Here is a 21,245-nt window from a genome sequence, read left to right on the forward strand (position 1 = left end):
GCGCTCAAGTTTTGCCGAGCGGCACCGATATCCAGCAGGAACGCCGTAATTCCCCGTGGAGCCCGCCGTGCGCCAGCGCTATCTCGTCTTCCTGAGCTTGTTCGCCAGCCTGCCGGCCATGGCCATCACCTTCCAGACGCGTCTGGAGAAAGTCGAGTGGAAGGTCGAGGGGGACAAGTTCGAATGCCGCCTCTCGCAGCCCATCACGGACTTCGGTGCGGGCGAGTTCGTGCGCCGAGCCGGCGAGCAGGCCACCTTCCGCCTGAAGGCGCGCGAGCGTTGGATGGGAGCCGGCTCCGCCACCTTGCTGGCGGCTGCGGCGCCCTGGCAGCCGGGGAGGGGGGACATTAACCTCGGCGTCGTCAGCGTCGGGGGCGGTGAAGTACCCTTCAACAGTTCCCAGCAACAGGCCGGACGCCTGCTCACAGGTCTTTTGGAAGGCCGCAGCCCGCTGGTGCGCCACCGCACTCTGCAAGGCGGCGATGCCATGGAGGTACGCCTGCTGCCGGTGAAGTTCAATCAGGCCTATCAGGATTACCTGGCCTGCACCGCCAAGCTCCTGCCGGTGAACTTCGACCAGATCAGGCACCTGCAGCTCGGTTTCCCTGGCGGTGGCGTCGAGCTGGACGACATGGCCAGGGCCAAGCTGGAAATCATGCTCGACTTCATCAAGGCCGACCCCAGCGTCAATCACATCGAAATCGACGGTCACTCCGACAACAGCGGTAACCGCCTGACCAACCGCGATCTGTCACGTCGCCGCGCGTTGGCCGTGTTCGACTACTTCAAGGCCAATGGCTTCCCGGAGGCGCAAATGGTCATGCGCTTCCATGGTGAGCGTTATCCGCTGGCACCGAACAACAGCTCGGCCAACCGGGCGAAGAACCGCCGCGCCACCGTACAGCTTTCCCGCGTCGAGTTGCCTGTGGAGGCCCCAGCGACCGCTCCGGCTTCGACCACCACTCCGGCAGAGACACCTGCTCCCGCCGCTGCCCCGGCCGAAGCTCCCATCAAGCCTGGCGTCCAGGGTGCGGCCCCAAAATCCCAGTCGCCGGCCGGGTCCTGACCCGACCACTCGTCGCGCGGCCGACAGAATCTGTCGCCTCGTCGTCATAAGCTGTCGCGCCACTGTAATTTGGCCGCCAGGGTCAGTAGAATCACGGGTTTTTCGTACAACCCCCGTGGAGTTGATGGCATGGCGGACGTGAAGAAGGTTGTCCTGGCTTATTCCGGTGGCCTGGACACCTCGGTGATCCTCAAGTGGCTGCAAGATACCTATAACTGCGAAGTGGTGACCTTCACCGCTGACCTCGGCCAGGGCGAAGAGGTCGAGCCGGCCCGCGCCAAGGCCCAGGCAATGGGCGTCAAGGAAATCTACATCGACGACCTGCGCGAAGAGTTTGTTCGCGACTTCGTGTACCCGATGTTCCGCGCCAACACTGTCTACGAAGGCGAGTACCTGCTGGGTACCTCCATCGCCCGTCCGCTGATCGCCAAGCGCCTGATCGAAATCGCCAACGAGACCGGCGCCGATGCCATCTCCCACGGCGCGACCGGCAAGGGCAACGACCAGGTGCGTTTCGAGCTGGGCGCCTATGCGCTGAAACCGGGCGTGAAAGTGATCGCTCCCTGGCGCGAGTGGGACCTGCTGTCCCGCGAGAAGCTGATGGACTACGCCGAGAAGCACGGTATCCCGATCGAGCGCCACGGCAAGAAGAAGTCCCCGTACTCCATGGATGCCAACCTGCTGCACATCTCTTATGAAGGTGGCGTGCTGGAGGACACCTGGACCGAGCACGAAGAAGACATGTGGAAGTGGACCACTTCCCCGGAAAGCGCGCCGGACTCCCCGACCTACATCGAGCTGACCTACCGTAACGGCGACATCGTTGCCATCGACGGCAAGGACATGACCCCGGCCCAGGTGCTCACCGAACTGAACCGTGTCGGTGGCATCAACGGCATCGGTCGCCTCGACATCGTCGAGAACCGCTACGTCGGCATGAAGTCCCGCGGCTGCTACGAGACTCCCGGCGGCACCATCATGCTCAAGGCTCACCGCGCCATCGAGTCCATCACCCTGGACCGCGAAGTGGCCCACCTGAAAGACGAGCTGATGCCGAAGTACGCCAGCCTGATCTACACCGGCTACTGGTGGAGCCCGGAGCGTCTGATGCTGCAGCAGATGATCGACGCCTCCCAGGCCAACGTGAACGGCGTAGTGCGCCTGAAGCTGTACAAGGGCAACGTCATCGTGGTCGGCCGCAAGTCCGACGACTCCCTGTTCGACGCTAACATCGCCACCTTCGAGGACGATGCCGGCGCCTACAACCAGGCTGACGCTGCCGGCTTCATCAAGCTCAACGCTCTGCGCATGCGCATCGCAGCAGGCAAGGGCCGCAAGCTGTTCTGATAAGCTTGTCGGCATGAGCCTACGAACCCCGGCCACGAGCCGGGGTTCGCATTTATAGCCCGGGATAGCGGGCAACCGATGAGGAAGCAACGATGAGACTGCTGCATACCATGCTGCGAGTCGGCGATCTGGACAAATCCATCGCCTTCTACACCGAAGTGCTGGGCATGACCCTGCTGCGTCGCAAGGACTACCCGGATGGCCAGTTCACCCTCGCGTTCGTCGGCTACGGCGACGAAGCCCACAACAGCGTGATCGAGCTGACCTACAACTGGGGTGTGGACAAGTACGAGCTGGGTACAGCGTACGGTCACATCGCCCTGGAAGTGGATGACGTCTACAAAGCCTGCGAGGACATCCGCGCCCGTGGCGGCAAGGTCACCCGTGAGCCGGGGCCGATGAAACACGGCACCAGCATCCTGGCGTTCGTGGAAGATCCCGACGGTTACAAGATCGAATTGCTGTCTCCCTCTCGCAACGACTGAAGCTCTGTGCTGATATGAAACCGGGGCGTCATCGCCCCGGTCAGGAGGCGTGGGTCTATGGATGGTTCCGCAGTCAGCTACGAACGTAATCTCGAATGCCTGGTTCGGGCCATCCAGGAGCTTTCCCTGGCGCGTGATCTCGACCGTATCGCCGAGATCGTGCGCAGCGCGGCGCGGGAGTTGGTCGGTGCCGACGGCGCTACCTTCGTCCTGCGCGATGGCGATCGCTGCTACTACAAGGACGAGGACGCCATCTCGCCATTGTGGAAAGGCCTGCTGGCGCGTCTTGGCGGTGGTGAGTTCCTCGTGCTGACCACCGGCTACGGTGATCCGGATGCCGTGCTGCAACGCCTGCGTGCCGGTCTGGGTGCCTTCAACCGTGCCGCAGAGCAGAGCCTGACGCTGCGCATTGGCCATGCCGAGTCCACTCGCGGTCAGGACCTCGAGCAACTGCTGCTTGAAGCAGACAATGCCCTGCATCGCAGCGCGCCGGAAATCGACTGACGCCCGATTCTGGCTGGACGCAGCGCTTCGCTATATACTTCGCCACATAGCGAAAACCGATCATCCGGCCAACCCATGGATTTCCCCCTCGACCGTACCGACCTGGCCGCCATCTGGCTGACCCTGGAACTGGCGACCCTCACCACGGTGCTCCTGCTGGTGGTGGGTACGCCCATCGCCTGGTGGCTGGCGCGCACCCGCTCGCGCTTGAAGGGTCCGGTGGCCGCCATCGTCGCCCTGCCACTGGTGCTGCCGCCCACCGTCATCGGCTTCTACCTGCTGGTGAGCATGGGGCCCCATGGTTTTATCGGCCAGTTCACCCAGAGTCTCGGCCTCGGCACCTTGCCTTTCACCTTCGCCGGCCTGGTGGTGGGTTCGGTGATCTACTCCATGCCCTTCGTCGTGCAGCCCCTGCAGAACGCCTTCACCGCCATTGGCCAGCGCCCGCTGGAAGTGGCTGCGACCCTGCGCGCCAGCCCCTGGGACACCTTTTTCTCGGTGGTACTGCCCTTGGCGCGCCCCGGCTTCGTCACCGCCTCCATCCTCGGTTTCGCCCACACGGTTGGGGAGTTCGGCGTGGTGCTGATGATCGGCGGCAATATCCCCGAGAAAACCCGCGTGGTCTCGGTGCAGATCTTCGACCATGTCGAAGCCATGGAGTACGCCCAGGCCCACTGGCTGGCCGGCGGTATGCTGCTGTTCTCCTTCCTCATCCTGCTGGCGCTCAACACCAGCCGGCGCCTGAAACCCGGCTGGACCTGAGCCATGCAACAGATTCGTGCACGTTTCCGCCTGCGCCACCCGGGTTTTGCCTTGGAGGCGGACCTCGAACTGCCCGGCCGGGGCGTCAGTGCCCTGTTCGGCCATTCCGGCTCGGGCAAGACCAGCCTGCTGCGCTGCATCGCCGGCCTCGAGCAGGCCGCGGAGGGGTTCCTGGAAGTCAATGGCGAGGTCTGGCAGGACAGCGCCCGTGGCCATTTCCTGCCCACCCACAAGCGTCCCCTGGGCTATGTGTTCCAGGAAGCCAGCCTGTTCGAGCACCTCTCGGTGCGGCACAACCTGGCGTTTGGACTGCGGCGCATTCCTTCGGGGCAGCGTCGTGTCGAGCTGGACCAGGCCGTGGCGTTACTGGGAATCGGCCATCTGCTGGAACGCATGCCGGGCGGTCTGTCAGGCGGAGAACGGCAGCGCGTCGGCATCGCCCGCGCCCTGCTGACCAGCCCGCGCCTGCTGCTGATGGACGAACCCCTGGCGGCGCTGGACCTCAAGCGCAAGGCCGAGATCCTGCCCTATCTGGAGCGCCTGCACGACGAACTGGATATTCCGGTGATCTACGTCAGCCACTCGCCGGACGAAGTCGCGCGCCTGGCGGACCACCTGGTGCTGCTGGACAACGGCCAGGTGCTGGCCAGCGGTCCGTTGGACCAGACGTTGGCGCGCCTGGACCTGCCCACCGCCCGGGAAGATGAAGCGGGCGTCGTCATAGAAGGGCGGGTGCAAGGTTTCGATGCCCGGTACCAGTTGCTGACCCTGGGGCTGCCCGGCAGCTCACTCAGTGTGCGGGTGGCCCACTCGCCAGTCGCCGAGGGCCGCTCCCTGCGCTTCCGGGTGCTGGCGCGGGATGTCAGCCTGAGCCTGGAGAAGCAGCGCGACAGCAGCATCCTCAACCTGCTGCCGGCGCGGATGGTGGAAGAGTCTCCCGCCGCCAATCCGGCCCACGTTCTGGTACGCCTCGATGTGGATGGCACGCCGATGCTGGCGCGCATCACTCGCTTCTCCCGCGACCAGCTTGGTCTCTACCCGGGCCAGTCACTCTGGGCACAGATCAAGTCGGTGGCGCTGCTGGCCTGAGGTTGGTGGCGATGGGGGATTGTGGGAGCGAATTCATCCACGTATGAATTCGTTCCCACAGGATCACACGGCGTCGTGGTTTCCCGAAGGCTCCACGCACACGCAGTTGCGTCCGGACTGCTTGGCCCGATAGAGGCCACGGTCGGCGCGGCCGATCAGGCTGTCGAGCGAGTCATCCGGATGCATCTGGGCCAGGCCGATGCTGGTGGTCACCTGGAGGTTCACGCCTTTGAAGGGATAGCGCTTGGCGGCCACTTCGCTGCGGACCTTCTCGGCCAACTGGTGGGCGGTGGAATTTCCGGTGTCCTTGAGCAGGATGATGAACTCCTCGCCACCCCAGCGACAGATGATGTCTGACTGGCGCAGGCTGTCCCGCAGGTTTTGGGCGAAGCCCAGCAGCACCTCATCGCCAGCCTGATGGCCGTAGGTGTCGTTGAGCATCTTGAAGTGGTCGAGGTCCAGCATCAGCGCCACCAGCGGCTTGCGGTCGCGCCGGGCTTCTTGCAGTGCCTGGCCGGCGAGCAACTCGAAGCCGCGCCGGTTCGGCAGGCCGGTCAGGCTGTCGGTGGTGGCCAGCGCGGCGATGCTGTGCTGGTAGCGGCGCATCAGGCGGATCACCAGCACCAGCACGACGGCGGTGACCAGCAGGCAGATCAACAGGTTGAGGTAGAGGGTGTTGCGCAGGCTGGCGAGCAGGCCGCCTTCGTGTTTGTCGACGAACAGGTACCAGTCCAGCTCGGGGATGTAGCGCACATTCAGGTAGTGGTCGCGGCCGTGCTCGTGGTACTCGAATTTGCCGGTCTGTGGGCGGCGCAGCTTGGCCTGAAGGCCCTCGAGGCCCGGCACCTCGGCGAGCGACTGGCCGACCCGTGCACCCTGCGGGCCGCCATCCGCCCCGGTGAGGACGATGCGTCCAGTGGTATCGACGAAGTAGACGCTGCGGTCGTAGCGGCGCTGGTATTCGTCTATCAGTTTGATCACTGCATCTACCGTCAGGCCGACGCCGGTGGCGCCGAGGAACTTGCCGTCGTAGTCGAATACCTTGTAGTTGATGAAGATGGTCAACTGGTCCTGGTTGGCCATGTCCACATCGACGTTGATCTCGTAGGGCTCCTTCATGTCCCGTACGCGGAAGTACCAGATGTCCCGTGGCTCCTTCGGGTTCACCTTTTTCAGCACACCCTTGGTCTGGTAGTAGGTGAGCGTGCGTTCGGAGATGAAGAAGCTGGTGAAGGCGCCGTAGTGCTCCTGGATCTCGCGCAGGTAGCGGGTCATCGGCTCGATGTCTTTCTCACCCTGCATCACCCAGTCACGCACGAAGGTGTCGCGGCTCATCATCGAGGAAATCAGGATGGGCCGGACCAGGTCCTTCTGGATTTCCGAGTAGACGTTGTCCGAGGTCAGCGGCAATTCGGTGTTGATGATGCTGTTGCGAATGGACTTGAGCGACGCCTGGTAACTCACCAGAGAGGTGGCCAGGAAGCCACTGCCAAGCAGCAGTACCAGGGTGAGGACCAACAGGCGATGGCTTTGCTTGGCGTGTTCTTTTAACGGCATCGGGCAATCTGGCCTCTGGGTAGTGGCGCAATGCTAGCGTGCGCTAATGCGAGCGTCACGGACGGGTACTTGACGCCAGGCTAACGGCGTCTCCTGCCTTTGCGCGGGGCCCTTCGCGCGGAAACTCCGGGGGCGAATCGATCCAGGGCTCCAGGCGCTGGCCGACACTGAGCCACAGTCGAAAGCGCGGCGGTGTGTCGCCATTGCGGTTGCGCGCCAACTCCTCGTCCAGCCTTTCGCGCCAGGTGTGGGGGACGTTGATTTCAGTGATGCGCAGTCGGCTGATCTGACCGGTCAGGTGCCCCTCGCGTACCCAGGCGCTCACGTGGCCGGGCACGATGGCGTAGCGGCTACGGTCAGGGTAACGACTGCGCAGGACCTCCCTCTCCACGCCCACATCCACGGCAAGAAGTCGGCTGTCGCGTTGCTCTGCATCTTCAACATAGTCGCGGGCGGCGCTTTCGGCGTCCTGCAGGCGCTTATCGGTTGGCGCGGCGTGCAACTCGCTGCGGGCCTTCCTCAGTTGTTGGTTAGCGCGTTCGAGCTCGGCCCTGTGTGCCGGGCCGTCCAGTTCCAGCACCACCAGCGCTTCGCGGTTGCGGTGGTCGAAACGCCGTCCATCGCGCCCTTCGGTGGTGAAACCCAGGCCCAACAGCTGGGCCTCGCTCAGCATCAGGCTCTGGTAGCGGTCATCGCTGGTGGGATCGCTGGGACGGCGCCAGTCCAGACGCAGGGCCAGGCCGCTGTTTTCTCGGTCGGCCCAGTCGTGGCTGCGGCGCAGTTCCCGCTCGGTGAGCAGCAGGCGGCTATCCGGCTCACCGCTGCGGTTCAGCCAGACGCCACCAAGGGCGATGGCGTTGGTCAGGCCGATCAGGGCGAGTCCGCCGAGCAGTGCGTTGCGGTTTCTCATGTGCGCTGGCCCCCTTTGTGGGTGCGACGCAGGCGACCAAGCACCAGCAGGATGAGCACGGCGACCAGGCCAAGGACGAGGAAGAACAGGTACTTGGGCATTACCTCCCACCACCAGTCGAACAGCTTGATATAGAGGAAGAGGACGAAGAACAGCAGGCTGGTGTGCACCACTTCCGGCCAGTCGCGGCGGTTGCCGAGCCAGATGGCCAGGGCCGCGCCGCCGAAGCCGAGTAGCTGATAGATGACTTCCACCAGGTCGCGCGACCAGGGCAGGTAGCTGCCGTCAGCCCAGGTGGCCAGTACCAGCACCGGCACGAACAGGCCGAACAAGCCCAGTACCCGGAAGATTGCGGCGAAACCGCTGTAGCGCGCCTGAGAAATGAACTGCGGCACCAGGAAGATCAGCAATCCGGCAGGCAGCAGGTGTTCCGGCCGCTCGGTGCAGTCCAGCCAATAGAGCCCGCTCCAGCTCGCCAGGCGGGTGGCCACGAACGCCATGATGCACGCCAGTCCGGCCCCCAGCAGCAACCGTACCTCGCAGGCGTAGGCCAGCAGCAGGGCGTAGGCGGCCCAGGGCAGCAGGGCCTTGTCGCTGGGGGTGATATTGAAGATCTGCCCGAGCATGACCACATTCAGCACGAAGCAGGCGAAGGCCAGGATCGCCGCCAGCTTGGTGAAATACCCGGAGGGCGCGCGCTGGCGCAGCAGCAGGGTCAGCAGCAGGCTGCCCACGGAGAAGCCAGTGAGAATGCCCACCTGCGCGGTTTCCGGGAACAGGCCCCAGAACTGATAAAAGAAGAACAGCAGGCTGGCGGCCAGGGCCAAAGCGCCCAGCAAGGAAGCGATGCGCATGCCCAGCGACAGGCGTCTGGCCTGGGCGTCAGAGTCAATGTCGAAGGCGGTACGGTAATCCGCCAGCAACTGACGATGGTGCTCGCCGAGCTGCTCGATCTGTTCGGGGGAAAGCAGCAGCGCCTGCTCATCGTGCAGGCGCTCCACTTCCCGGTAGAAGGCCTGGATGTCGTCGGCGCGGTGTTGTGCCTGGTCGCGGCTGAGCGGCGGCATTGCGGGTCCTTTTGCGTGCGGTGCCGCTTGAACTGTAGGGCCGCGGATGGGGAGCGGCAATGGGGACTGGATGTTTCTGTAGGGGTTTCAGCCCAAGAGATTCCTCACGCCTCCTCCATCACCACCACCCGCTGCCCGGCGCGCACCGGCGAACCCGGCTGCACACGTACCTCGCGCACGACGCCATCACGGGGTGCGGTGAGGGGGATTTCCATCTTCATGGATTCGAGGATCACCAGAATGTCCCCGGCCTTCACGCTGGTGCCTGCTTCCACCTGCACCTGCCAGAGGTTGCCGGCGATATGGCTTTCCACAGCATGCTGGCCGGCCCCCAGCGGGGCATCCTCGCCGAGGTCGGCGGCGACGTCTTCGCTTTCGAAATGTGCCTGGCCAGTGGCGATCCAGCGTTCCCGCTCGGCATTGAAGGCCGCTTGCTGCTGCTGGCGGAAGGCGGCGATGCCCTCGGCTTCGCGGGTGAGGAAGGCCTGGTAGTCGGCCAGGCACAGCTCGCTTTCTTCGATTTGCAGTGGATAGCGACCCAGGGGGAAGTCGCGGCGGATGTGCAGCAGTTCTTCGGCGGATACCGGGTAGAAGCGGATCTGGTCGAAGAAGCGCAGCAACCAGGGTTTGCCGGCGAAGGCTTCCACTTCGCGGTAGCGGTTCCACATCTGCAGGGTGCGGCCGACGAACTGGTAGCCGCCGGGGCCTTCCATGCCGTACACGCACATGTAGGCGCCGCCGATACCCACCGAGTTCTCGGCGGTCCAGGTACGCGCCGGGTTGTACTTGGTGGTCACCAGGCGATGGCGCGGGTCCAGCGGCGTGGCCACCGGAGCACCGAGGTAGACGTCGCCCAGGCCCATGACCAGGTAGCTGGCGTCGAACACGGTGCGCTGTACGTCGTCGAGGTTTGGCAGGTCGTTGATGCGGCGGATGAACTCCAGGTTGCTCGGGCACCAGGGGGCGTCCTTGCGCACCGTGGTCATGTATTTCTCGATGGCCAGTTGGCAGGCCGGGTCATCCCAGGAGAGCGGCAAGTGGATGATCCGCGACGGCACTTTCAGGTCGCCGGCAGCGCAGACGCCATCCCAGAGTCCGGCAATGATTTCCAGCAGCGCCTCCAGGGGCAGGGTTTCCGGCTGGTAGTGCACCTGCAGTGAGCGAATGCCTGGCGTCAGGTCGATCACGCCATCCAGGGCTTTGGCCTCCAGCGCCTGCATCAGTGCATGGGCACGGAAGCGCAGCACCAGGTCCAGCTCCGGCGCACCGATCTCCAGCAGCAGGTGGGTGTCGCCGGAGAGGCGTGCGACCAGGCGTTTGTCGGCGTCACCCAGGTCGAGCACGACGGGTGAATCTGTAGGAGCGAGCTTGCTCGCGAATTCGACGCTGGGATGTTCGCGAGCAAGCTCGCTCCTACACAGCAGTGTCCGAGCCAGTTCACGTGCCTCGGCAATGCTCACCGGCACGAACCTTACCTTGTCCCCCGCCTTCAGCTGCCCCAGTTGCCACAGGTCCGCTTCGATGAGGGTTACCGGGCACACGAAGCCACCCAGGCTCGGGCCGTCCGGGCCGAGGATCACCGGCATGTCGCCGGTGAAGTCCACGGCGCCGATGGCGTAGGGGTTGTCGTGGATGTTGGAGGGGTGCAGGCCGGCTTCGCCGCCGCTCTCACGCACCCATTCCGGCTTGGGCCCGATCAGGCGCACGCCGGTGCGGCTGGAGTTGAAGTGCACTTCCCAGTCGGTGGCGAAGAAGGTCTCGATGTAGGCCGGGGTGAAGTATTCCGGTGCGCCATGGGGACCGTAGATCACCCGCAGGGTGCGAACTTCCGGCAGCGCGGTGCGCAGGGCCGGGGCCAGGGACTGACCGGCGCTGCAATCGGCCAGGGGTGGCAGGTGCAGCACATCACCGGCGCGCAGGGCGCGGCCGCCGTGACCGCCGAACTGACCAAGGGTGAAGGTGCTCTTGCTGCCGAGGTAGTCCGGCAGTTGCAGGCCCCCACGCAGGCAGAGGTAGCTGCGTGCGCCCGCACCGGCGATAGTGCCGAGGGCGAGGGTAGCGCCGGCCGGCACCCGCAGGGCGGTATCCATGGGCTGCGGCTGGCCATCCAGCGTCAGCGGGATTGGCGCACCGGTGACGGCGACCACGGCGTCGCAATTGAAGCGCAGGCTGGGGCCGCTCATGGTGATTTCCAGGCCTGCCGCACCTTCCGGGTTGCCCAGCAGGCGGTTGCCCAGGCGCAGGGCGCGGCTGTCCATGGGGCCGGACGGCGGCACGCCAACCGCCCAGTAACCGAGGCGGCCGGGGTAGTCCTGCACGCTGGTCTGGGTACCGGCGGCCAGCACTTCGAAGGTGCTGGCCCGGTAGCTCAGGCCTTCCAGGCAGCGGGTCCAGGGCGAGCCACTGGCGAAGGGCGCGTCCCTGAGTATCTGCCGCAAGTAGTCACGGTTGCTTTCCACGCCATACAGCAGGCTCTGCTCCAGGGCCTGGTCGAGGGCCGCGCTGGCCTCATCACGGCTCGGCGCCCAGGCGATGAGTTTGGCGATCATCGGGTCGAAGTAGGGCGGGATTTCGCACCCGGCTTCCACCCAGGTGTCGATGCGCAGCGCGCGGCCATCGGCAGGCGGGAACTGCATGGCGGTGAGCAGGCCGGGGCAAGGCTGGAAGTCGCGGCCCGGGTCTTCGGCATACAGCCGTGCCTGGATGGCGTGGCCGCTGGGGCTCAGCCCTTTGGCCAGTTCGGCGAGAGGCGGCAGGTCACCGGCGGCCAGTTCGACCATCCAGCGCACCAGATCCACGCCCCAGACCTGCTCGGTGACGCCGTGCTCCACCTGCAGCCGGGTGTTCACTTCGAGGAAGTAGAAGCGCTCGGCTTCGCTGTCGTAGACGAATTCCACGGTACCGGCACTGCGGTAGCTGACGGCCTTGGCCAGCTTGATGGCGGCGGCGCAGAGCGCTTCGGCCATGCCAGCGGGCAGGTTCGGCGCTGGCGTTTCTTCCAGCACCTTCTGGTTGCGTCGTTGCACCGAGCAGTCGCGTACGCCCAGGGCGATCACCTCGCCACGGCCGTCGCCGAATACCTGTACTTCCAGATGGCGTGCGCGCTGGATGTACTTTTCGATGAACACCCCGGCATCGCTGAAGTTGTTCTGCCCGAGGCGCTTCACGGCGTCGAAGGCTTCGCTCAGTTCGGCCGCGCTGCGGCACACGCGCATGCCGATGCCACCGCCGCCGGCAGTGCTTTTCAGCATCACCGGGTAACCCACCTGTTCGCCGGCGGCGAGGGCCGCGGTGAGGTCTTCCAGCAGTTCGGTGCCTTCGAGCATCGGCACGCCGTGCTGCTTGGCCAGGGCGCGGGCGGTGTGCTTGAGGCCGAATACGCGCAGCTGCTCAGGCGTCGGGCCGACGAAGGCGATACCCGCGGCCTCGCAGGCTTCGGCGAACGCGGCGTTTTCCGAGAGGAAGCCGTAGCCGGGGTGAATGGCCTGGGCGCCGCTATCGCGGGCAGCTTGGAGGATCTTGTCGACCACCAGATAGGTGCTGGCTGCCGGGCCGTCGCCCAGGCTGATGGCCTGGTCCGCCTGCTGGATATGCAAGCTGGCGGCGTCGGCTTCGGAATACACCGCTACACCGCGAACGTCGAGTTGGCGCAGGGTACGCAGGATGCGGCAGGCGATGGCGCCGCGGTTGGCGATCAGGAGCGTCTCGAACATGGAGTCTTCCCCATGTGGTGGCGGGTCGTCCCGCCGCTATTGGGTCTGTGCCACGGTCGTCCGTGGCTGAACTCTAGAAGTCGCAGGGTGGGTCGGGCGGCGTTCCGCGAGCGGAGCGAAACCCATCACCGCTCGATGGGTTTCGCAGGCTCTACCCATCCTACGGGGGGTGTATGCAGGCACTGCCCCGAGCGGCTCTGGCAGAGCAGGAAGAGCCAGGCGCGCAGTTGCTTCAGTCCCATACCAGCACCTCGGCGGGCGTCGGGTTGTAGGCGTTGCAGGGGTTGTTCAGCTGCGGGCAGTTGGAGATCAGCACGATGATGTCCATGTGCGCCTTGAGCTCGACGTACTTGCCAGGGGCGGAGATGCCGTCCTCGAAGGTCAGGCCGCCGTCCGGGGTGACCGGCACATTCATGAAGAAATTGATGTTGGCGCTGATGTCGCGCTTGCTCAGGCGGCCGTCGTGCAGGCTGGCGCGCAGGAAGTTGTCGCGGCAGCTGTGCATGTAGCGCTTGTCCAGGGCGTAGCGCACGGTGTTGCTTTCCTGGGCGCAGGCGCCGCCGAGGGTGTCGTGGCGACCACAGGTGTCGGCGGTGATGGTCAGCATCGGGTTGCCGAGGTTGGAGTAGAGCACGCTGCCGGCGCTGAGGTAGACGCGGTTCTGCCGGCGCAGGGTGCGCTGCACGTCATAGCGCTCACGCGGGTTGCTGGCGCTGTAGAAGAGGGTGTCCACCGCCTGGTTGCCTTCCAGGTCCAGCAGGCGCAGGGTCTGGCCGGCCTTCACTTCGGTCATGAAGGGCTCGCCGGCGGCGATCACGGCGCGGTAGACGGCGGCTTCGGGGTGTTTTTCGCTCGGGGTCTGGTGCATGGCGTCGGACCTCAGATGTACAGGCGTTCGGTGTTGTGGAAACCGCGGTCGTTTTCCGGGCGCGAGGTGCGGCAGAGCAGGGTGATGCCGTCGCTCTGCACCTGTTGCCAGGCGAGTTGCACCGGCTTGGGCGCATATTCCGGGGCGGGGTCCATGGGGTGCTGCAGGGCGGTGAGCACCACCAGGGTGTCCATGGGGGCGTAGAGCTCGATGTAGTCACCGGCCGTGGAGTTGCCGGGCTGGAAGTGGAAGCAGCCGTCACTGTCCACGGTGACCTTGCTGAACAGGTTCAGGCACATCAGCAGGTCTTGCAGGTTGAGGTCCCACTTGCCCATTTCCACCAGCAGGTTGTCCACGCCGTTGCGGAAGAAGCCATTACGCAGTTCCTGGTAGCGCCCGGCGCCGTACTTTTCCTTCACCTCGTCTGCATTGAGCACGCCGCCGAAGCTGTCGTGCCAGCCGCAGGTGTCGGCGGTGATGGCCGCCAGCACCCGGCCCATGTCGGAGTAGAGGCAGTGACCCGCGGTGAGCTTGGCGGTGTGCTGGCACTTGAGGCTGTCGGGCAGGTTCAGGCGCTCGCTCTTTTCTTGCGCGTTGAGCAACAGCAGGCTGACGTTGGCACCGCCTTCGATATCGGTGACGCGCAACTGCTGGCCGCGCTTGAGCACGAAGGAGGTGTGGCCGCCGCCGGGGACGGTTTCTTCATAGAGGGTCGGGCGCAGGGCCAGGGAAGCGGTCATGGGCAGGCTCCTTGTCAGTGGGCGATGGCGGGCTGCAGGGCGGAAGTGACTCGCTCCGGCAGGGCCTCGACGGCCGCGCGGGCGGCGCGGCGGTCGCTGTTCAACGGAATGTCGTAGGTGATGCGCGCGCCATAGGCATTGGGTGCCTGCGGGTCGTGGCGCACCTTGTCGAAGACCATCAGCCGAGTGCCCAGGCTGAAGCCCTCGGTGAGGTCGTGGGTGACCATGAAGACGGTCAGCCGGGTTTCGTTCCAGAGGCTGAGCAGCAGTTCGTGCATGTCCTTGCGGATGCCTGGATCGAGGGCGCCGAAGGGTTCGTCGAGCAGCAGCACGCGCGGTTTCATGATCAGTGCCTGGGCAATGGCCAAGCGCTGCTGCATGCCGCCGGAGAGCTGGCTGGGGTACTTGTCCAGGGCGTGGCCCAGACCGACCTTGCCGAGAATGGCGGCGGCCTCTTCGCGGGCGGATCGCTTGGCGCCACCGAAGAGCCGGCCAAACAGGGGCGAGCGAGGCAGTTCCAGACCCAGGGCGACGTTGTCCAGCACGCTGAGGTGCGGGAACACCGAGTAGCGCTGGAACACCACGCCGCGGCTGGCGTCGGGCTCGGCCATCAGTGGCTGGCCGTCCAGCAGGATGCTGCCGCGGCTGGGGGATTCCTGGCCCAGCAGCATGCGCAGGAAGGTGGATTTGCCGCAGCCGGAAGCGCCGACCAGGGTGCAGAACTCGCCTTCGTTGACCGACAGGTTAAGGTTTTCGAGGACGACCTGGTCTGCGTATTCCTGCCAGAGGTTTTTCACTTCAATGAACGCGCTCATGCCTTGGCTCCCTCGTACCAGGGGAAGGCCAGCCGCGTGAGCTGGCGCAGGCCCAGGTCCATCAGCCAGGCGAGCAGGGTGATCCACACCACGTAGGGGAGGATCACATCCATGGCCAGGTAGCGGCGGACCAGGAAGATGCGGTAGCCCAGGCCATCGGTAGAGGCGATGGCTTCGGCGGCGATGAGGAACAGCCAGGCCGAGCCCAGCACCAGACGCAGGGAGATCAAGAGGCGCGGCATGAGCTGCGGCAGGACCACCCGCAGGATCAGGGTCCAGGTGTTGGCGCCCAGGGTCTGCGCCTTGATCAGCAGCTCGCGGGGGATTTCCCGGGCGCGCTGCTCCATGTCGCGGGCGATGCAAGGCGCGATGCCGATGACGATCAGCATCACCTTGGACAGCTCGCCAAGGCCGAAGACGATGAACAGGATCGGCAATATCGCCAGCGGCGGAATCATCGACAGCACGGTGAGCAGGGGCGACAGCGGTGCGCCGAACAGCGGCAGGGTGCCGGCGGCGATGCCCAGGGTGAGGCCCAGCAGTGCGGCAATGGAAAGCCCCAGCGCCAGGCGCTTCAGGCTCGAGGCGCTGTCCTGCCAGAACAGGTAGTCGCCGCTGCGCTTGTCTTCGGTGAAGGCCAGACGTTCCACCGCGTCACTCATCTGCGCCGCGCTCGGCAGCAGCTTGTCGTTGGGGTTTTCCGTGAGCCGCGCCGCCGAGCCGGTGAAGTAGGCGAACAGCAGCAGGGCGAAGGGCAGCAGGATCAGGATCAGGCGGCCGGCGCGGTCCGGTTGGCGGTTGATCAGGCGCATGGCGGTGTACTCGTGTGTGGAACGGGCCATTTCGTAGGTTGGTGCGGGCCACGTTGGGCCGCGCTTCGCTCGGCGCCAACCTACGATCGGGTGCCGGCGGTCAGAGCTTCCCTTCGGCGGCCATCTGCACGTAGGTCGGGTCGAAGCGCAGCTTCACGTTGCCCTTGTCACCCGTGACCACGCCCTTGGCGAAGCTCATGCCGACTGCGTTGGCATCCTTGGCGCCTTCACCGAGCAGGCCGTGGTGGAAGCTGAAGTTGGCCACCTTGTCCATGGTTGCCGGCAGTTTCGGGCTGGTGACGAAGGCCAGGGCATCGGCCGGAGTGTGGAACAGGCGGGTGGCGTCCAGTTGGGCCTGGTAGCCGGCCAGGTCGGTGCCGGAAGCCTTGGCCATGTGTTCCAGGGCGGCAGTGCTTTCGGCGGTGTTGGCGTTCATCAGCGCGACGATCTCGAACCAGGCGCCGGTCAGCGCTTTGCCCAAGGCGGGGTTGTCTTGCAGGGTCTCGGTGTTGACCACCATCATGTCCATGATTTCGCCGGGAACCTTGCTGGAGTCGAATACCAGGCTGGTGCCGGGCTTGGCCTTGATGTCGGCGAGCATGGGGTTCCAGGTGGTCACGGCCTGGACTTCGGCGGTATCGAAGGCGGCGGCGATGTCGGCGTCGGAGGTGTTCACCACCTTCACGTCTTTCTCGGTGAGGTCGGCGCGCTCCAGGGCGCGGGCCAGCAGGTAGTGGGAGACGGACAGCTCCACCAGGTTGATGGGCGTGTCCTTGAGATCGGCCAGGGTCTTGCCTTCGCCCTTGAGCACCACGCCGTCGTTGCCGTTGGAGAAATCACCGACGATCAGTGCCGTGCTGTCCACGCCGCCGGCGGCGGGAATGGTCAGGGCATCCATGTTGGTCATGGTGCAGCCGTCGAACTGGCCAGCGGTGTATTGATTGATCGATTCGACGTAGTCGTTGAGCTGGGTGACCTGGATCTCGATCCCATACTTCTTCGCCCATTTGTCGACGATGCCCTTGGTGGCGCCGTACTCCCAGGGCATCCACCCGGCGTAGATGGTCCAGCAGACGTTGAAGCTGTCCTTCTGGGCGGCGGAAGTGTTGAAGCTGAGGGCGGCGGCGAGGCCGGCGGCGGCGAGAGCGAACAGACGGGACTTACGCATGGAGAACCTCCAGTTCGGTTGAGGGCGGGCGGAGCTGCGCGGCACTTTCCCTGTAAAGGGGCGCGTTCTCCCGGGCTTTTGTCCCGCCGTGTAACCTCGCTGGAGGTCGCCAGCTCTCGGACCAGTCATCCGCTTTCGCGAACCGGAACCCTAGCCAGCCATTGCAAATTGTGGTGCCGCGAACCCGGTGGTCCGGGTAGCTCCTGCACGCCTTCGTCAAAGCGAAGGCCGTGCCAAGTTGGTGAGAGGGCTCTGCCACGGGCTTTTCGCCGACCGGCAAGGGCGGCATGAAGGTGAGGGATGCCCGCTCATGGGGCGGCTGGCTTCAAACTGGTGCGTAGCAACAACTGGAAAAGGATTTTTCCGACAGGGAGCGAGCGCTGTTCTGTAGGACTCGTTGTCCAACGCAGTGGGAGCAATCCCGGGCGCCGACATCTGTCTGCGCCATCCCTAGCGGTCGAAGGAGGCCGCCATGTCCTACCGATCATTCTTCCTTGCCGTGCTGAGCCTGACCCTGGGCGGCTGCGCCGTCTATGACTACGACAACGATTACTACGGACGTCGGTACTACGACGGTGACGACTACCGTGTTAATCGCTACTACGACACACCCAAGACGACGTACCGCGTAGCTGACCAGCGCTACGACGACCGGCACTACGAGCGCCGCCACTACGACGGTCGCAAGGACTATTACAAGTCCGACAAGCACCGCTACGACAAGCGCTACTACGACAATGACCGCAAGTACCGCCACGACCGGCGTTACCACCAGCCGCGCCAGGACAATTACCAGGAACGCCGCCACGACTACACGCCGCGCCTGCAGACCTGGGGCAAGAACAACCACCTCCAGCCCGGTTACCGTCAGCCCGGCAACCACCAGAAAAGCTATCGCCAGAGCAACTACCGCCAGCAGTACCGGGTGCAGCCGGGCTACGAGGCGCGGCCGCACAACAATCCCCGCTATAACAACCGCAGCAGCTGGTCGATGGAGAACCGCCGTTAGGCTCTGTACGAAGAGTGCCTGCGCTCGGTGATGCTGCGTTGAAATCGGCCTCGAGCGCGAGTCTGATCAGAATGCTCATTTACAGCACGTAAACTGCGCTTCTTCGGCCGATTTCGCCTTGCCTGACCTTCGCTCGACGACTTTTCGTACAAAACCTAGTCGGCAGGAAAGCGGCTGTCCTCTTCCAGCAACAGCGCCCGCATTGCCCGCGCAGCCGGAGACAGGCTGCGTGCGGCAAGGCTGACCACGCCATAGGCCGATGAGGTCCCGGTGCTGGCCAGTGGCTCCAGCACCGCCAGGCGACCGGCGATCACGTCCTCGGCGACGACATCCCAAGGCGCCATGCTGATCACGTCGCTCTCGGCGACTACCGCCTTCAACACCATGAAGTTGTCGCACTCGATGCCCAGCGGCTTTTCGCTGCCGGCGAGTTCACCTATGGCCTGCGCCACCTCGACGGGCAGCTGAGTGCCGGCCAGGGCGTAGCGGCCCAGGTCGTTCAGTCGAATCCGGTCCTGCTCGAGCAACGGATGGCCCGGACGGCAGAACAGAGTGCCGGCGTGGCGCCGCAAGGGAACGATGTCCAGCATGGGATCGCCCTGAAGTTCGCGAATGTCGGCGACGAATAGCTCGATGGCGTCATCCACCAGTTTCTGGCGAAGGCTGTGCCAGTTTTCCAGGCTGAGTTGCACCCGAACGCCCGGGTGCTGGCTGGCGAAGCGTCCCAGGGCACGCGGAACCAGGCGCGCGGCGGGGTAGGGGCCGGCGCCCAGGCGCAGTTCGCCGCTGTCGAGGTTCTCCAGCTGGGTTACCGCGCTGCGCAGGGCGCGGCTGCCATCGAGCAGGCGCCTGGCATGTTCCAGCACCAGGCGGCCGTGGGCGGTCAGGCTGACCTGGCGTGGACCACGGTCCAGCAGGCTGCAGCCGAGGCTCGCTTCCAGGGCCTGGATGCTGCGGCTGAGCGCTGGTTGGCTGAGATTGACCGCTTCCGCGGCGCGGGCGAAATGGCCGTGTTCGGCAAGGGCCACGAAGTGGCGGAGCTGGCGAAGATCATTCATGCGTGGTTTGCATCGATATAGGGAAAAGAATGCATTGGAATTATTAGCAGGCGCCTGCCAGCCTGTCTCGGCCTATAACAACAATCCCCGAGCGAACCATGCGCATCTCCACCCGTTTCAGCGGCCTGCTCCTGGCGGCCGCACTGCCCCTGGGCGCCGACGCCGCACTGCCGGAAGAGTCCATCGCGCCCAGCATCAACGCCGAACTGGCCGAGCACACCAAGCACTTCAGCGAGAAGGTCTACAAGATCGCCGACAACGTGTACTCGGCGGTGGGCTGGAACCTCGCCAACAGCGTGATGATCGAGGCACCCGAAGGCCTGATCATCGTCGACACCGGCGAGTCGGCCGAGCAGTCGCGCAAGGTGCTGGTGGAGTTCCGCAAGATCAGCGACAAGCCGATCAAGGCCATCGTCTACACCCACTTCCATCCCGATCACATCAACGGTGTGAAGGGCTTCGTCAGCGAAGAGCAGGTGAAGCGCGGCGAGGTGCAGATCTACGCCCAGGAAACGCTCCTGGAAAACGTCGTCACCCAGGGCGCGCTGGTTGGCCCCATCCTCGGCATGCGCTCGGGCTACAGCTTCGGCGCCGCCCTGCCGGATGCCGACAAGAAGGACATGAACGGTGGAATCGGCCCGCTGGTCCATGAAGCCAGCTCCACCTTCATTGCGCCCACCATTACCTTCAAGGACAAGCTCGATACCACGATCGCCGGTCTGCAGGTGCAGTTCCTCCATGTGCCCAGTGAGGCGCCCGACGAGATCGTGCTGTTCCTGCCGCAGAACAAGGTGCTGATCAGTGCCGAGGTGACACAGGGCCCGACCCTGCCGAACATCCACACCCTGCGCGGTACCAAGTTCCGTGATCCGGTGGTCTGGGTGAACAGCCTCGACAAGCTGCGCGCCTTCCAGGCCGACTACATGGTGCCGCTGCACGGCCAGCCGGTGTCCGGCAAGGACAAGGTGGAAGAGGTACTGCGCATGACCCGCGATGCCATCGCCTTTGTCCACGACCAGACGGTGCGCTGGATGAACAAGGGCCTGACGCCCGACGAGCTGGTGGAGAAGGTCAAGCTACCCCCATACCTGGCCGGCTACACGCCCTACCTGCGTGAGTACTACGGCACCGTGAAACACAGCGTGCGGCAGATCTACCAGGGCTACCTGGGCTGGTTCCAGGGCGACCCGGTGGACCTCGACCCGATTCCGCCGATGGAGAAGGCCAAGCGCCTGGTCGATCTGATGGGCGGCCGCGAGAAGGTGTTGATGGCGGCCGGTGAGGCCTACCTCAAGGGCGACTACCAATGGGCCGCCGAACTGGCCAGCTACGCCATCCGCATCGACCACGACGACCAACTGGCCCGCGAGATCAAGGCCCGCAGCTTCCGCCGTCTGGGCTACGCCAGCATGAATATCAACTGGCGCAACTGGTACCTGATGAGCGCCATGGAGCTGGAAGGCAAACTCGACGGCGATGCCGCCCTGCAACTGTCCCAAGGCATGCGCAATGCCTTCCTGTCCCCGGACATGCTGAAGAACCTGCCGGCGCGCATCTTCCTGCAGAACTGGGTGACCCGTATCGATCCCGAGAAGAGCGCGGAGGTGAACCTGACCCTGGGCTTCGTCTTCCCCGACATCAAGGAAGCGTGGGCCCTGGAAGTGCGCCGAGGCGTGGTGGAACTGCACAAGGGCATCCCCGAAGGCACCACGCTCAAGCTGACCTTCGACAAGACCTACCTCGATACCGTGATCAGCGGCGAGAACGGATTGCTCAAGGGGGCTCTGCTGGGCGACGTGAAGGTGGACGGCAACCTGCTCGACATCAAGACCTTCCTCGGCTGCTTCGACTTCGAGGACGCGCCCATCGCCCTGACGCTGCGCTGAGTCTCCAACCGAAAGTGCGGAGAGCCCGGTGGTTCCAGGCGGCACACTGGCCGCCTGGTCCGCACATTCGGGAGACATCATGCACCTGCCATCCTTTCTCAAGGGCGCCCTGGCCATGTTCTGGCTGGTGGCTCTGCTCAACCTCATCCATCCCTTCGGCGAGCCGTTGCAACAGCCCTTGCTGTTGGCGGCTGGCGCGATCCTGCTGGCCCACGTGGGCGAGGCAGCCGTGTTCAATCGCAAGCTGAAAGCACGCCCCCATCCCTGGCTGGAACGGCTGCAAGTGCTGCTGTTCGGATTCCTGCATCTGCGCGGTCTGCGCTGAGAGCGTCTCCCGCCTCGTTGTGGCTGATCTCTGCGAAGCCCAACACATCCGGTGTTTCACTTTG

At 64.8% G+C, this 21,245-nt stretch carries 19 protein-coding genes and 1 riboswitch; of the genes, 9 read left to right on the plus strand and 10 right to left on the minus strand.

The window, feature by feature from the left end; translation table 11 throughout:
- Positions 1-67: 67 nt before the first annotated feature.
- From G559_RS0100205 to modC, 6 genes are all read left to right on the plus strand, one after another.
- Positions 68-1,066: a flagellar protein MotY gene (locus G559_RS0100205; RefSeq protein ID WP_036996753.1), complete on the plus strand. Its 999-nt coding sequence runs from the start codon at positions 68-70 to the stop codon at positions 1,064-1,066.
- Between the two features lie 129 nt (positions 1,067-1,195).
- A complete protein-coding gene (locus tag G559_RS0100210) occupies positions 1,196-2,413 on the plus strand; it encodes an argininosuccinate synthase (RefSeq protein ID WP_028626302.1) in 1,218 nt (405 codons plus the stop codon).
- Positions 2,414-2,505: 92 nt separating this feature from the next.
- A complete protein-coding gene (gloA, locus tag G559_RS0100215; RefSeq protein ID WP_028626303.1) occupies positions 2,506-2,898 on the plus strand; it encodes a lactoylglutathione lyase in 393 nt (130 codons plus the stop codon).
- A 57-nt stretch (positions 2,899-2,955) separates the two neighbouring features.
- Positions 2,956-3,402 (plus strand): diguanylate cyclase domain-containing protein, encoded by a 447-nt coding sequence (locus tag G559_RS0100220; RefSeq protein ID WP_028626304.1) that lies wholly within the window; start codon positions 2,956-2,958, stop codon positions 3,400-3,402.
- A gap of 75 nt (positions 3,403-3,477) precedes the next feature.
- Positions 3,478-4,164: a molybdate ABC transporter permease subunit gene (gene modB, locus G559_RS0100225; RefSeq protein WP_028626305.1), complete on the plus strand. Its 687-nt coding sequence runs from the start codon at positions 3,478-3,480 to the stop codon at positions 4,162-4,164.
- 3 nt (positions 4,165-4,167) lie between these two features.
- The gene (gene modC, locus G559_RS0100230; RefSeq protein WP_028626306.1) at positions 4,168-5,253 is read left to right on the plus strand and encodes a molybdenum ABC transporter ATP-binding protein; all 1,086 of its coding nucleotides are present in this window, start codon (positions 4,168-4,170) and stop codon (positions 5,251-5,253) included.
- A gap of 63 nt (positions 5,254-5,316) precedes the next feature.
- Here the strand turns inward: modC and G559_RS0100235 are convergent, their stop codons facing one another.
- The 9 genes from G559_RS0100235 to G559_RS0100275 all read right to left on the minus strand — a co-directional run bounded on the left by G559_RS0100235 (position 5,317) and on the right by G559_RS0100275 (position 16,903).
- The gene (locus tag G559_RS0100235) at positions 5,317-6,810 is read right to left on the minus strand and encodes a sensor domain-containing diguanylate cyclase (protein ID WP_028626307.1); all 1,494 of its coding nucleotides are present in this window, start codon (positions 6,808-6,810) and stop codon (positions 5,317-5,319) included.
- 55 nt (positions 6,811-6,865) lie between these two features.
- Complete coding sequence (locus G559_RS28330; protein WP_051246321.1) at positions 6,866-7,720, minus strand: DUF4824 family protein; 855 nt, start codon at positions 7,718-7,720, stop codon at positions 6,866-6,868.
- Positions 7,717-8,787, minus strand: a complete 1,071-nt coding sequence (locus tag G559_RS0100245; RefSeq protein WP_028626308.1) for a DUF2157 domain-containing protein — start codon at positions 8,785-8,787, stop codon at positions 7,717-7,719. Before G559_RS0100245 ends, G559_RS28330 begins: the two co-directional genes overlap by 4 nt.
- A gap of 104 nt (positions 8,788-8,891) precedes the next feature.
- Positions 8,892-12,500 (minus strand): urea carboxylase, encoded by a 3,609-nt coding sequence (uca, locus tag G559_RS0100250; protein ID WP_028626309.1) that lies wholly within the window; start codon positions 12,498-12,500, stop codon positions 8,892-8,894.
- Positions 12,501-12,732: 232 nt separating this feature from the next.
- Positions 12,733-13,368, minus strand: a complete 636-nt coding sequence (locus tag G559_RS0100255; protein WP_028626310.1) for an urea amidolyase associated protein UAAP2 — start codon at positions 13,366-13,368, stop codon at positions 12,733-12,735.
- Positions 13,369-13,379: 11 nt separating this feature from the next.
- Complete coding sequence (locus G559_RS0100260) at positions 13,380-14,108, minus strand: urea amidolyase associated protein UAAP1 (RefSeq protein WP_028626311.1); 729 nt, start codon at positions 14,106-14,108, stop codon at positions 13,380-13,382.
- Positions 14,109-14,122: 14 nt separating this feature from the next.
- Positions 14,123-14,923: an ABC transporter ATP-binding protein gene (locus G559_RS0100265; protein WP_028626312.1), complete on the minus strand. Its 801-nt coding sequence runs from the start codon at positions 14,921-14,923 to the stop codon at positions 14,123-14,125.
- The gene (locus G559_RS0100270) at positions 14,920-15,735 is read right to left on the minus strand and encodes an ABC transporter permease (protein ID WP_028626313.1); all 816 of its coding nucleotides are present in this window, start codon (positions 15,733-15,735) and stop codon (positions 14,920-14,922) included. The genes G559_RS0100265 and G559_RS0100270 overlap by 4 nt, the downstream gene beginning before the upstream one ends.
- 100 nt (positions 15,736-15,835) lie before the next feature.
- A complete protein-coding gene (locus tag G559_RS0100275; protein ID WP_028626314.1) occupies positions 15,836-16,903 on the minus strand; it encodes a putative urea ABC transporter substrate-binding protein in 1,068 nt (355 codons plus the stop codon).
- Between the two features lie 65 nt (positions 16,904-16,968).
- A riboswitch (guanidine-I (ykkC/yxkD leader) is annotated at positions 16,969-17,068 on the minus strand.
- A gap of 307 nt (positions 17,069-17,375) precedes the next feature.
- Here G559_RS0100275 and G559_RS0100280 point away from each other — a divergent pair.
- The gene (locus G559_RS0100280; protein WP_028626315.1) at positions 17,376-17,912 is read left to right on the plus strand and encodes a hypothetical protein; all 537 of its coding nucleotides are present in this window, start codon (positions 17,376-17,378) and stop codon (positions 17,910-17,912) included.
- 155 nt (positions 17,913-18,067) lie between these two features.
- On the opposite strand, the gene G559_RS0100285 is transcribed toward G559_RS0100280, so the two are convergent.
- Entirely contained in the window at positions 18,068-18,970 is a 903-nt protein-coding gene (locus G559_RS0100285; protein ID WP_028626316.1) for a LysR family transcriptional regulator, read from the minus strand.
- A 98-nt stretch (positions 18,971-19,068) separates the two neighbouring features.
- Between G559_RS0100285 and G559_RS0100290 the strand changes: the two genes are divergently transcribed.
- Together G559_RS0100290 and G559_RS0100295 are read left to right on the plus strand one after the other, a co-directional pair.
- Positions 19,069-20,856 (plus strand): alkyl/aryl-sulfatase, encoded by a 1,788-nt coding sequence (locus G559_RS0100290; protein ID WP_028626317.1) that lies wholly within the window; start codon positions 19,069-19,071, stop codon positions 20,854-20,856.
- A 76-nt stretch (positions 20,857-20,932) separates the two neighbouring features.
- Positions 20,933-21,181 (plus strand): DUF1145 domain-containing protein, encoded by a 249-nt coding sequence (locus G559_RS0100295; protein ID WP_028626318.1) that lies wholly within the window; start codon positions 20,933-20,935, stop codon positions 21,179-21,181.
- Positions 21,182-21,245 lie beyond the last annotated feature (64 nt).

The sequence above is a fragment of the Metapseudomonas resinovorans DSM 21078 genome, from assembly GCF_000423545.1.
Classification (GTDB): domain Bacteria; phylum Pseudomonadota; class Gammaproteobacteria; order Pseudomonadales; family Pseudomonadaceae; genus Metapseudomonas; species Metapseudomonas resinovorans.

Coding starts and splice junctions, on each gene's coding strand:
- G559_RS0100220 (WP_028626304.1), top strand. CDS start 2,956: ATGGATGGTTCCGCAGTCAGCTACGAACGTAATCTCGAATGCCTGGTT.
- G559_RS0100265 (WP_028626312.1), bottom strand. CDS start 14,923: ATGAGCGCGTTCATTGAAGTGAAAAACCTCTGGCAGGAATACGCAGAC.
- G559_RS0100270 (WP_028626313.1), bottom strand. CDS start 15,735: ATGCGCCTGATCAACCGCCAACCGGACCGCGCCGGCCGCCTGATCCTG.
- G559_RS0100210 (WP_028626302.1), top strand. CDS start 1,196: ATGGCGGACGTGAAGAAGGTTGTCCTGGCTTATTCCGGTGGCCTGGAC.
- G559_RS0100290 (WP_028626317.1), top strand. CDS start 19,069: ATGCGCATCTCCACCCGTTTCAGCGGCCTGCTCCTGGCGGCCGCACTG.
- gloA (WP_028626303.1), top strand. CDS start 2,506: ATGAGACTGCTGCATACCATGCTGCGAGTCGGCGATCTGGACAAATCC.
- G559_RS0100275 (WP_028626314.1), bottom strand. CDS start 16,903: ATGCGTAAGTCCCGTCTGTTCGCTCTCGCCGCCGCCGGCCTCGCCGCC.
- G559_RS0100285 (WP_028626316.1), bottom strand. CDS start 18,970: ATGAATGATCTTCGCCAGCTCCGCCACTTCGTGGCCCTTGCCGAACAC.
- G559_RS0100245 (WP_028626308.1), bottom strand. CDS start 8,787: ATGCCGCCGCTCAGCCGCGACCAGGCACAACACCGCGCCGACGACATC.
- modB (WP_028626305.1), top strand. CDS start 3,478: ATGGATTTCCCCCTCGACCGTACCGACCTGGCCGCCATCTGGCTGACC.
- G559_RS0100255 (WP_028626310.1), bottom strand. CDS start 13,368: ATGCACCAGACCCCGAGCGAAAAACACCCCGAAGCCGCCGTCTACCGC.
- uca (WP_028626309.1), bottom strand. CDS start 12,500: ATGTTCGAGACGCTCCTGATCGCCAACCGCGGCGCCATCGCCTGCCGC.
- G559_RS0100280 (WP_028626315.1), top strand. CDS start 17,376: ATGTCCTACCGATCATTCTTCCTTGCCGTGCTGAGCCTGACCCTGGGC.
- modC (WP_028626306.1), top strand. CDS start 4,168: ATGCAACAGATTCGTGCACGTTTCCGCCTGCGCCACCCGGGTTTTGCC.
- G559_RS0100235 (WP_028626307.1), bottom strand. CDS start 6,810: ATGCCGTTAAAAGAACACGCCAAGCAAAGCCATCGCCTGTTGGTCCTC.
- G559_RS0100260 (WP_028626311.1), bottom strand. CDS start 14,108: ATGACCGCTTCCCTGGCCCTGCGCCCGACCCTCTATGAAGAAACCGTC.
- G559_RS28330 (WP_051246321.1), bottom strand. CDS start 7,720: ATGAGAAACCGCAACGCACTGCTCGGCGGACTCGCCCTGATCGGCCTG.